The organism is Vibrio sp. 2433-A1 (genome assembly GCF_056726085.1).
The window spans coordinates 1-10,706 of record NZ_JBRESC010000039.1; the positions used below are offsets into that span (position 1 = coordinate 1).

The 10,706-nt window shown below is 43.9% G+C and carries 10 protein-coding genes; 7 read left to right on the plus strand and 3 right to left on the minus strand.

All coding sequences use genetic code 11. From position 1 onward, the window contains the following. The first annotated feature begins 117 nt into the window (after positions 1 to 117). The 7 genes from radC (at position 118) to ACU01J_RS20750 (ending at position 4,291) form a co-directional block, all read left to right on the plus strand. Complete coding sequence (gene radC / locus ACU01J_RS20720) at positions 118 to 543, plus strand: RadC family protein (protein ID WP_419153386.1); 426 nt, start codon at positions 118 to 120, stop codon at positions 541 to 543. Next, positions 540 to 977, plus strand: a complete 438-nt coding sequence (locus ACU01J_RS20725; protein ID WP_481087353.1) for a DUF2787 family protein — start codon at positions 540 to 542, stop codon at positions 975 to 977. The genes radC and ACU01J_RS20725 overlap by 4 nt, the downstream gene beginning before the upstream one ends. An 84-nt stretch (positions 978 to 1,061) precedes the next feature. After that, complete coding sequence (locus tag ACU01J_RS20730) at positions 1,062 to 1,757, plus strand: hypothetical protein (RefSeq protein WP_481087256.1); 696 nt, start codon at positions 1,062 to 1,064, stop codon at positions 1,755 to 1,757. 109 nt (positions 1,758 to 1,866) lie between these two features. Beyond that, positions 1,867 to 2,361 (plus strand): DUF2787 domain-containing protein, encoded by a 495-nt coding sequence (locus ACU01J_RS20735; protein ID WP_481087354.1) that lies wholly within the window; start codon positions 1,867 to 1,869, stop codon positions 2,359 to 2,361. A 97-nt stretch (positions 2,362 to 2,458) separates the two neighbouring features. Further along, complete coding sequence (locus ACU01J_RS20740; RefSeq protein WP_481087355.1) at positions 2,459 to 2,704, plus strand: hypothetical protein; 246 nt, start codon at positions 2,459 to 2,461, stop codon at positions 2,702 to 2,704. A gap of 77 nt (positions 2,705 to 2,781) precedes the next feature. Beyond that, complete coding sequence (locus tag ACU01J_RS20745) at positions 2,782 to 3,393, plus strand: hypothetical protein (RefSeq protein ID WP_481087356.1); 612 nt, start codon at positions 2,782 to 2,784, stop codon at positions 3,391 to 3,393. A gap of 19 nt (positions 3,394 to 3,412) precedes the next feature. Next, on the plus strand, positions 3,413 to 4,291 hold the full coding sequence (locus ACU01J_RS20750) for an LPD25 domain-containing protein (RefSeq protein ID WP_481087357.1): 879 nt from the start codon (positions 3,413 to 3,415) through the stop codon (positions 4,289 to 4,291). 50 nt (positions 4,292 to 4,341) lie between these two features. On the opposite strand, the gene ACU01J_RS20755 is transcribed toward ACU01J_RS20750, so the two are convergent. The 3 genes from ACU01J_RS20755 to ACU01J_RS20765 form a co-directional block, all read right to left on the minus strand. Then, positions 4,342 to 6,438, minus strand: a complete 2,097-nt coding sequence (locus tag ACU01J_RS20755; RefSeq protein WP_481087358.1) for a GmrSD restriction endonuclease domain-containing protein — start codon at positions 6,436 to 6,438, stop codon at positions 4,342 to 4,344. A 95-nt stretch (positions 6,439 to 6,533) separates the two neighbouring features. Next, on the minus strand, positions 6,534 to 9,635 hold the full coding sequence (locus ACU01J_RS20760) for a type I restriction endonuclease subunit R, EcoR124 family (protein ID WP_481087359.1): 3,102 nt from the start codon (positions 9,633 to 9,635) through the stop codon (positions 6,534 to 6,536). After that, on the minus strand, positions 9,628 to 10,706 hold a 1,079-nt coding region (locus ACU01J_RS20765; RefSeq protein WP_481087360.1), incomplete at its 5' end, for an OLD family protein. The genes ACU01J_RS20760 and ACU01J_RS20765, both read right to left, overlap by 8 nt.

Here is a 10,706-nt window from a genome sequence, read left to right on the forward strand (position 1 = left end):
AATCGCCCGTATCGCTTTATGCGCTGCGGGCTTTTTTGTGTCTGTCACTTAGGAGATAAACCTATGCCTACCCACTTACCCAATGCAACCTACGAGTTTCCACAGCCTGCTACAGCCATGCAAGTACTCGAAACAGCCGCCGATATCTTAGCCCAAAGCTTTGAAGTCGGTGATACCTATACCAAGCCCGATGAGGTCAAACAATACCTGAGCTGCAAGCTGGCCCACTATGAGCGTGAAGTCTTTGCCGTGATGTTTCTGGACAACCAACATCAATTGATTGAATTCGAAGAATTGTTCCATGGCACGGTCGATGCCGCCTCTATTTATCCACGTGAAGTGGTGAAAGCTGCACTTAAACACAATGCCTCAGCAGTCATCTTTTCGCACAACCACCCGTCTAGTGTCGCTGAGCCTTCACAATCCGATAGGAAGATCACCCGTCGTCTCGTTGATGCTTTAGCCTTAATTGACGTTCGTGTACTGGACCACATTGTGATTGGCAAGACTTGCGTCTCGTTCGCTGAAAGAGGTTGGTTATGAATACGATAGCTTCAAATTATGACCATGCGGTTTGTTTACCACAGGCGTTTATAGAGAGCCTTGAAGCAGTCTTAAACAATGCTGCCTCTTTACCTGAAATGGTCAAACTCTCGATGAATTTTCGTCACACGCCCTATTATCAACACCGCCTTGGGCCTCATCCTGTTGAAGTGCGTTTAGAGCGTCAAGATAAGCAGTGGCGAGTGGTGTTTATTGCCAGCTTCGCCTATCTCGATGGCACTCATCGTAGCGTTGCCCCCGAATTGTACTTTAACTTCAAGCGAGACTGGTTCTATCAACCGGATATTCGAACCTGCGAGCTTGCCAGACCGGAAGTGCAGGACTTACTGCTCAGTTGGTCTCGGATGTTCTGTCGTCAATTAATGGATGGTCAGTTTGATGACATTCGTATCACCCCTGTCAAAGACGAATAACCCCATAGCTTAATGTTTAATAAAAGAAGCAGCCTACTAACGTTATGTTTGGCTGTGTTTGTATGAATCAAAAAAGGAGGCAAAATGTCGTATGACATTGTGTATGAACAATTGGCATTGAGAGTGCCAGAATCCATTGTAACCGAGCAACTGCGTCAATTCTTCACTGAGAGGCTAGGTATCAATACCGATGAGTTTAGCGAGCATCAGTGTCGGCAGCGCTTGTATGAACGTTACCAATGCTCATTGAGGAGTGATGACCTTATTATGCTTCACATGTTGATAGGTTGCAGCAATCTCTTTGACCCAGACACGAATAAGCGGTGTCGTGATTGGCAGTTTTGTGGCATTGACACGCCTTATAACCTGCTTATCAAATACGGCTGTGACTGGTCCGCGCAAGCGCAGTCAGGTGGATTAAAACTCAATGGACGTGATACCAAAGCCGAAGGGTGGATACGCGCTGTACGTCAGACATTAGACCAGGCTCGTGATTATCGGGTGGTGCCGCATTGCCATCACCTTTCGGTTTGGCTACGAGCGCCGAGAGAAGCAAATGAGCGGGATGCGTATGAAGTGCTGACTGCCCACCTACGGGACTTAAATGCAGTATGGCAAGACCGTGCACGTGGTGATGAAGAGGGTTTTGATGTCTCCATCACGCCAAGCTCTGCGTTTGAAATGTGGCTCTTTCAGCAGTTAGTGACTCGTTACCAAGGCAAGTGCTGGCTCAATGGCTCCGCACCGCCTTACCATGCAGTGAAAAAGCACGCTATCTAACCCTTATAGTCACCTCGGTCAATGGCCGCTTTATCATGAGTCGTTCTGGCTCGAACTAAACCATTCTATTTTAAATTCCATTATCTTACTGCCTGTAGGAGGGCGCATTATGTCTAAACAACTGTTAATCCGAAGCCAAATAGGGTTTCTTACCACCAACATCAAAGCGTCATTGCTGCCTGTCTCTGATGAACTGACACACTCTATCGTCACAACGCTAGCACACCAGCTTACGCAAGATAATGAGCTTGCCGATTCATTAGTGGGTGCTGATGGGATTATCTTTAATTTTCGAGATGCCAGTTACAGCGCGGAAAAAGGTGGCTTTCATCCGGTTGAAATCTGTCTCAATAAACACAGTGATGGCGTATGGCATTACAGCTACATCACTGACTTTGCTTATATCGGTAATCACTACCCTGAATTAGATCGAGGACTCGATTTTGATTTCAGCCGAGGAGAATGGTTTGCCCACCACCAGCAAGGCTGGGCACCCATTAAAGAGGACAGCGCTGCAAAAGAGCTGTATCAGCTTTGGGAGCATAACTTTCTGGCGTACATGGCGATGGACGCGTATGACCACATCACAGTGAGTCGCCAATGACAAAGCATCACCCATTTCCATCTATCTACCTTCAATAAGGCCATCTCTTTTCGAGGTGGCCTTTTTTATACCCACTCAACAAAACAAGGAGACACATATGTCTTGGTATCAAACCGTCGGTAAAGCGGTCGCAGCAACAGCAAGTGTTGCAGGTGTCATCACGGCTGCGCCTGTCTTTGGCGCCATCGGCACCATCAGTGCAGCCGGTTTTGCGGTGTCAACCGCGATTGGCACTTCAGCCGCTCTGATAGATAAAGTACTGGAAGAAGACAAGCCAGAGTTGCCTGACTATCCAACCCATGACCATCCGTTAATCACTCACGAGCGCTACGACGAGGAGTAAGTTCCATTCATTCTTAATGTTCACTCAAGCCACAGCCTAATCGGTTGTGGCTTTTTTTATTCTATAGGAGCACAGTCATGCCCCCATCCAATATTGAAGCAGTCTTCTTATTGTTAGCTCAGCTTCCAACTCGTTACCCCAAATCCTTAGAGAGTCTGTGTGATGTTTCAGACGAGCTTGGGATAGGGAAATCCCCCGATACGATTCGACGATGGTTAAACATCCTCGTGGATTTAGGTTACGCCGAAAAAACGCAGCAAGAGGGCAAAGACGGTTTTAAACGCGCCACACCACTGCCGTGGGTCACAGCGCAATACGACAGTCTAATGCTAACGCTCATCGCTCGTTACTTTACTTGCCTGTTACCGGAAAGTACCAAATTGCAATACCAAGCCTTGTTTGAGCAAAGTGAGATGAACGCCCAAGAGAGTGATACGTATCGGCAGTGGCTAAGGTGCATTGAAGTGGATTTACCTACCGAACATACACGTTACTACTCATCACTCTCCGTCATTAAACTCGCTCTCATCCAGAATCAACCCCTTCGTTTTACCCTCATTGGGCAATGCCTTAATGCTACTCCCACCAAGCTACGCCTAAGTAACCAAGGCTTGAGCGTGTTCTACCTCGACAACCAACAACTCAAACAGACGCCGATGCTCAGTGTCTTGTCAGTTTCACCTCTATAACGAAAAAGGAATACCAATCATGGCAGAAAAAACCATTCAACCGCTCACCGTTTATGTTCATTGGTCAGAATCCAGAGTCTTTGATTCTGAGACTGAGTATGATTTTGCTGACTTTGAAGCCAAGGCATTAGACGTCGCCAAGACCAATCCATTAGGGGGATACGATAAAACCAAAGTGACCGTCACCTTTGATAATGACCACCAGCACGAATGTCGCTTAGATTTAGGCTGTGGTGGTAATGACCACGGTTTTGCGGAGCACTGTTTAAGTACGCTCAACTACTACCATATACACAAAGGAGAAACCGATAAGCGATGGCTGCATGATAAGCACCACCAGCAGCTCATCCGATTCATTAGGACGTACGCGCTGGACTACACGCTCGTTGACCTTGGTCGTATGCAGATTAAGCAGGTCGAAGAGCAAGCTAAAGCGGAGGAGGCGGCGAAAGAAGCAGCCAAACAACAGGAGCGGGAAAGAGCGTGGCGCGAGCACCAACAAGCGGAAGAGATATTTCAAGAGGCTCTAGAAGTACCGATATGGGCTAAGGGCGTGATTGTTGCCACTCTCACCGACTATGATGCTGAAACCAGTGAGCCGTATGCGGGTGAGTTTCATACCAAAACGTTAAAGACCATCATACTCGCGTGGTCGAAGCACAACAGACATCTATTTTCAGAAATGCGCAAAGCGAGCCTCAATCACTCAGAAACACGGTTTCTGAACGACAAAGAGAAAAGTGTGGAGCATCGAGAGCGGTTTTCAATGGGAGAAGGCTACTATCTGACCGACACCAAGTATCTACGCTATGGCTGGAAGATAAAGAAAATCAGCTTTTATCGAGCAGAAAACAAAGCGCGATACGTGCCATTAGGTGAACTGGCGATACCTGAATAAATAAAGAGAGAGGCGATCAATCCGCCTCTCTCAAGGTGGCTTTGTATCCTCTAATCTTGCACCTGTAGGTCAATCACCTGCTGAGTAATTTGGACTGCATAGGCAATGTCATCAAAGTGATGGATACGCAACTCAACGTCTCCATTTCCCCAACGGCCAATATGGGTCACATCACGACAGCGTTTGTATGGATCGCGAATATCGGTAAATTTGCAATTGAAAATAAGCCGTAAGCTGGTGGCCTGAGGAATGACATCAACCACATTGGTCTCAAGTTTGAATGCGATATATAATTTCTTGAATTCTTCTCTGATATTATCATCCAGAGCGAGAATAGCGCTTCTTAATTCACTATACAGTAGCTGAGAAGCTCCTTTATCAACATAGGGATGATCGCTTAATGTATATTTTTTCGATATATCTTCTGTCATTTGATATTTAGCCAAAGTCGCTTCATCCAGGTCTGGATAAGGCCAAACTTCGCACATTTTTTTGCTAAGAATATCTGTGCGCTCTAAAATTTTATCTTTGTTCCATGTATCGTGGTGCGCAAGCGTATGATTAAGGCTCAACGGGCTGCAAGCAAACCCTCCTTTCATATCGCGCTTTTCAATATAACTACGATTACTGAGCTCTGAGTTATAACCCGTTAGCGTTAAGTTGCCAATAGTGTGAACCATCTCTTCATGCACCTTCTCCCAGTCCTCACCCAGCGCCTCTTGCCACTCAAGAGGTAAATCCCCCTGTGGAAGTACATGCTCAATGGTATAGTTGTTTACGTGAATAGGCTCCTTTTTACCTGCGTTTTCTAGTCGAGTCAGCCAATAAGTCTTGCTGCGTACGTGATACATATCTTTCGTTTCTAAAGCACGACAAAATTCGCTACTAAGGGGAAAGCGTCGATAAGAGGTCAATTTTTTAAACTCTGCTTTGATGCTTTCTAAGTAATGGCTTTTTGTGAGATTTCGCCCAAAGCTAGCAAATGTCTTATTGAGGGAGTTGGTTGGAATACTGCAAACGTAACGACGGAACACATAGCTTTCGACTAAACGTACCGATTCGATAAAATCAGCCTGAGAAAGGATCCCGTTATCGTAATCATGATACAACTCTAAGATAAAAGGATAAGAAACCTCTACTTTGTAAGCATTCAAATCTTGGAATACGCGAAGTAAGGTTGGATCTGTTTCTTTCTCTAAGGCAAAAGCAACGTAAAACCCAGCATGAAGCTTGACATCACGGACAATGTCTTCTATCTCTAGTTGAGAATGGCGAATATATTTCTTAAATGCCTCATAAACTTCACCTACGCGAGGCGGCGTACTGGTCTTCAGTGTCAGATAGTCACGAATGAATTGATTAAATAGCCAAGAATATTCTCCGTGTCCAAAGTCTTGTTCCATTGGATACCAATATCTATCATATAGGCGTTCTTGGTGAGTTCTATCGAGACCCATTAATACATAGTTACGGATCAGATCCGATTGACTGAGATCGAGCCCTGTAGAATTGAGACTCTCAAAAATAAGTTGAGGATTATCTTTGTCGCGGTCAAGAGCAATATCTACGATGATGAGTTTTTGTAAGCCTCGGTATACTTCGTTTAACTCTTCATTTGTGCATTGACGGCAATGGTTAGCAAAAAAAACATAATTTTGAGCGACCCTTGATGTGGCTTCTGACTCAATAGGTTCACCATCGACGATACGGCGAAGGTATTGGTCATCAGCTTTGGTGAGCACAAGCTTGTAAAACAAGTCTCCTTCTTCTGCGTCATTACACAAATAGTATTTTTTGAGTTTTTTGCTATTGGTTCCGTCCAGCACGTGGGTTGTTTGTTGAACCTGCCGTGTTTTTAGTTCCGAAATCAGCGCAGCAATCAATAGGGTTGTCGTCGTTAAGCGTTGTTGCCCATCAATGACCAATAGTTGAGGAACATCACTGTGTGTATATAGACCTCTTTCAATATAGACCACTGAACCAACGAAGTGGGCTTCAAGCTCATCGCTTGAACCTGCTCGTACAATATCTTTCCATAATTGATGACATTGACTTTCTCCCCAACTGTACTGCCTTTGGTAGATTGGAATGATAAATTGAGCGGATTTTTGTAGAAATTTAAATAATTGATTTTCGGTTGCTTTCATCGTTTTTTACCATTGCTGTATTCCGTTAAGTCGGGCGTAACGAAGGATGAGTGTTAAAGTTAAAATGCGACCCAATTAACCTTTATATTGAAATGTTACAAAGCTCCTCCCACCCCTTTAAACTTATCCACAAAAGCCACCACCTTTTCAAAGACGACTTGTTTTTTCGTTAGATATTGAGGATGTAGTGGACTCATTTTCGGTAAAGCATCATTAAGCTGCGTCCCGTTCTCGCTGGCGTATTCTCGCTTTAATGAGGTCATAATGTAACGCTTGGCCGCCTCAACATTCAGCCCTTCGCTTTCAATGAGGTGTTGAGCTTCTTTTTTTTGCTCCTTTTGAGCAAAAGCAAAAAAGGCATCAATAATGCTTGGCTTGTCTAAAATGTCATCAAGGTTTGTGTGGTTGATGAAATCCACCAGCAAGCTTTCTTTTGCTCGGTTACCAAGGCTCGTTCTAATTAAGCGGCGTACCTCCTCAACGAGCGTTGTTTTATCTTTGCTTTTCTTATTGTGGTCGAAAATCAACTCAAGAATGTAATCTAAGTTAATTTCTTGTGATTTCAGTAGGTCTACTTCAAAGGTAATACCATCCCAATCCAAGGTTGATTGACTCTGCTCATTTCCCGCTTTCTCTTTTCTGAGCCAGTCTCGAATATCGTTATAAGTTGAACGGTAATCCTGTATCGCTCTTTCTGTTGGCATGTGAACGGCTTGCAACTCTTGGACATCTTCATCATTGAGATAGTGCTCCGCTTTAAATGCGTCGATAGCATTCTCGTCGGTGATGTCAATGTGTTGCAGCGCTCTTAAACTGGTGAACTCGTCATAGTTTTGCAAGACGTTTTCAAGTCGAAGGTACTCCCCAAAGAGCTTAGTAAATGCTCTTTTTTCCTTCTCAGTCACAATGTCGTCAGGGTTAGGGAATCGCGCTTGCAGCTCCGCACTCACTTCTAGATAGCCTCGCTTGGCTTTACCTGTTAATACATCGGTAAAGCCCTCCATGTACTCTTGGTAGCTTTTTTCTAACACGACATTTTTGGTGTTTTTATCCCCAAAGATTTTGATGGCGTCAACGGTTGCAGCTTCAAGGTTTCTGAATGTGACAATGTTGCCAAAGGTTTTGGTTGCGTCATAGATACGGTTAGTGCGTGAGAATGCTTGAATAAGACCATGATGGCGTAAGTTTTTGTCAACAAAAAGCGTGTTGAGTCTTGGCGCATCAAAGCCGGTTAAGAACATACCCACCACAATGAGTAGATCCACTTCTTGGTTTTGTACGCGTAAAGCTAAATCACGATAGTAGTTTTGGAACTGTTTACTATCAACGCTATAGTTGGTTTTAAACTGAACGTTATAGTCATCAATCACCGAGGTTAAAAACTCCTTCGCACTGCTGTCCATTGCAGAAAGCTCAAAGGATTCGTCTAGAATGTCTCCAATAGCGCTTTGCTCTTCGTTCGCCGCAAATGAGAAAATAGTCGCGACTTTTAATGGTCGGTGATTTTCATTTTGTAGCGCTTTGAAAGAGTCGTAGTAGGCTTTTGCCGCGTCCACACTGCTCACGGCAAACATTGCATTGAACCCCTTACCATTGGCAAGCAGTCGATGTGTCTTCTGCCTGAAGTTGTTGAGAATATAGTGCGTAATTTCTTTAATGCGTTCAGGATGCAGTAACGCTTGTTTGTTTTCAGCCGCCGAAAGCTTACTTTCATCCAATTCATTTTCTATGGCGTTAAATTTAGGGCGAACATCGTTATAATCCACCTTGAACTTTAAGACTTTTTCATCACGAATGGCATCGGTCAGGATGTAGCTGTGCAGCTCTGTACCAAACACACTAGCAGTGGTGTCAGAGCTTAGCGCGTTATCAGGGAAGATAGGGGTGCCAGTAAAGCCAAATTGATAAAACTTCTTGAACTTTTTCTTTAGGTTCTTCTGAGCTTCACCAAATTGAGAGCGATGCGCTTCATCGAAAATGAACACCACATGTTGATGATAAAGGGCTAAATCACGATCCGATTTCATTAAGTTGTTGAGTTTTTGAATGGTCGTGACAATGATTTTGTTGTCTTCTTTGTCGATATTACGTTTAAGCCCTGCCGTGCTTTCAGAGCCATTCACGCTATCAGGAGAGAAGCGCTGGTACTCTTTCATGGTCTGGTAGTCCAAATCTTTTCGGTCCACCACAAAGAAAACTTTATCTACAAACTCTAACTCAGTAGCAAGGCGCGCCGCTTTAAAACTGGTCAGCGTCTTACCTGAGCCTGTAGTATGCCAAATATAGCCGCCACTTTCGGGTTTACTCCACAGTTTGTGCTCATATGAGCCACGGATTTTCCATAAAATGCGTTCGGTTGCCGCTATTTGATAGGGACGCATGATCAGCAAGGTATCACTGGTATCGAGGACAGAGTAATTCAGTAAGACGTTCAATAGCGTGTTTTTTTGAAACAGCGTTGCCGTCACATCTTTTAAATCTTTGATAAGGTCATTGTTGGACTTAGCCCAGTTCATCGTGAAATCGAAGCTGTTTTTATTCCTCTGTGTGGTATTCGCAAAGTAGCGTGTATCGGTTCCATTGGAGATCACGAAGACTTGGAGGTATTGATACAGTGAGCTCTCTGAATTGAAGCTCTCTTTACTGTAACGGTGCACTTGGTTAAACGCTTCTCGTATCGCAATACCGCGCTTTTTTAATTCCACTTGAACCAATGGCAACCCATTGACCAACACCGTCACATCATAACGGTTTGCCGCCGAGCCAGTTTGTTCAAACTGTTGGATCACCTGTACCTTGTTTCGAGCCAGCTGCTTTTTATCAAACAAGTAAATGTTTTGAATGCGGCCATTATCAAAAACAAAGTCATAAATGTGGTTGTCGTGAACTTTACGTGTTTTATCGATGATATTATCACTGGGCTTATCGAGATATTCTTCGACAAAGCGGTGCCATTCACTCTCTAAAAAGGTGACATTATTCAGAGCTTGTAGCTGGATTCGAACATTATCTCTCATCGCTTTCGCACTGTTAATGTCTTTCCTGAACTCAAAGCCCTGATTGACCAAATCAGTAATAAATTCGTTTTCTAGCTCTTGCTCAGTTTGATAGCCTTCACTGGCATCATTACGCGTAGTGTACTTGTCAAGAACAATGAAATGGTTAGATTGCGCTATCGGTGTACTGTGCTCAGCCATGCTCGACTTCCTGCTCTTTAAATTGATAGGTGTTCACTAAATGATTGAATAAATACACCACGGTCTCTTTTTCTTGAGGTGTCGGCTCAGCAACCACCTCCCCAGAGAGGGTAGAGTGACTTGTAAACTGAATGATGCGATTTAAATACGCCTCTTGATCATCGGGTAATAGTTCAGACCAAGTGCGGTAGCCAAGAAAACTGGCGGTTTTTTCATACAGGTTACGTAGTAAGGTGAAGTGATACTTCTGAATACTTTGGGGCGTTTGGATAGCTTGTTCAATGGTTTGCTTTAAAAACAAGTGATAAGAAAAGCTGGTGTTGGAATCTCCTTGCTTCTCTTCAAGCTCAAACGTACCGTCTTCAAACTTACTCAGCATATAACAGGCTCTGCGGTTGAATTCATTCCACAACACATTGTAAAACAGCGGACTATGAGTAGAAATAATGAATCGAAGTCCATTGTCATGTTCACTCTCACTAATGAGCTTTGCCAAACTGACGGCAAGCTCAATCAAGTGATTTTCATCTAACGAGCTAACCGGATCATCAATGAAAACGTATTCCAGTTCATCAAATTGACGGGTAGTACGATTCTCAGCGTCAAGAATGTTTCGTTCGCTAATCACTTGCTCTAGTAGCGTATAAAAGACACTCCAGATGAAGTTGCTCTCCTCCCCCTTAGAGATTTTAATAAACTCAGTGGTGTGTTCATGGCCCTGCTCAAAAGAGAAGGATACTTCTGAAAAGTTTTCATGGAACTTAGGCATCAAGGATGAATTCGAATAATGTTGAAAATGACCAATGACGTCATTTTCTTTGCCTTGTTCGCCTAAAACCCAAGGAGTAAAACTATTTGGATGGATCTTAAGCTTACGCTGCGCATCTTGGTCTAAATCATTATCCCAATAGAATAAGTCTTCTGTAAACGCGTTGTAATAAAGCGTTTTCCATTGAGGCTCTTCTGGTTCATTTTCCTCAATAGTCTCACCAGCAAGTAACGTTTTAAAAGCTCTTGATAGCCGCGTTTTCCCTGTGCCATTAAAAGCGTAGATAAGCTGTACTTTCTTAT

Bases quoted from the DNA above. Each gene is read 5' to 3' on its own strand.
- radC (WP_419153386.1), top strand. From the start codon at position 118: ATGCAAGTACTCGAAACAGCCGCCGATATCTTAGCCCAAAGCTTTGAA.
- ACU01J_RS20725 (WP_481087353.1), top strand. From the start codon at position 540: ATGAATACGATAGCTTCAAATTATGACCATGCGGTTTGTTTACCACAG.
- ACU01J_RS20730 (WP_481087256.1), top strand. From the start codon at position 1,062: ATGTCGTATGACATTGTGTATGAACAATTGGCATTGAGAGTGCCAGAA.
- ACU01J_RS20735 (WP_481087354.1), top strand. From the start codon at position 1,867: ATGTCTAAACAACTGTTAATCCGAAGCCAAATAGGGTTTCTTACCACC.
- ACU01J_RS20740 (WP_481087355.1), top strand. From the start codon at position 2,459: ATGTCTTGGTATCAAACCGTCGGTAAAGCGGTCGCAGCAACAGCAAGT.
- ACU01J_RS20745 (WP_481087356.1), top strand. From the start codon at position 2,782: ATGCCCCCATCCAATATTGAAGCAGTCTTCTTATTGTTAGCTCAGCTT.
- ACU01J_RS20750 (WP_481087357.1), top strand. From the start codon at position 3,413: ATGGCAGAAAAAACCATTCAACCGCTCACCGTTTATGTTCATTGGTCA.
- ACU01J_RS20755 (WP_481087358.1), bottom strand. From the start codon at position 6,438: ATGAAAGCAACCGAAAATCAATTATTTAAATTTCTACAAAAATCCGCT.
- ACU01J_RS20760 (WP_481087359.1), bottom strand. From the start codon at position 9,635: ATGGCTGAGCACAGTACACCGATAGCGCAATCTAACCATTTCATTGTT.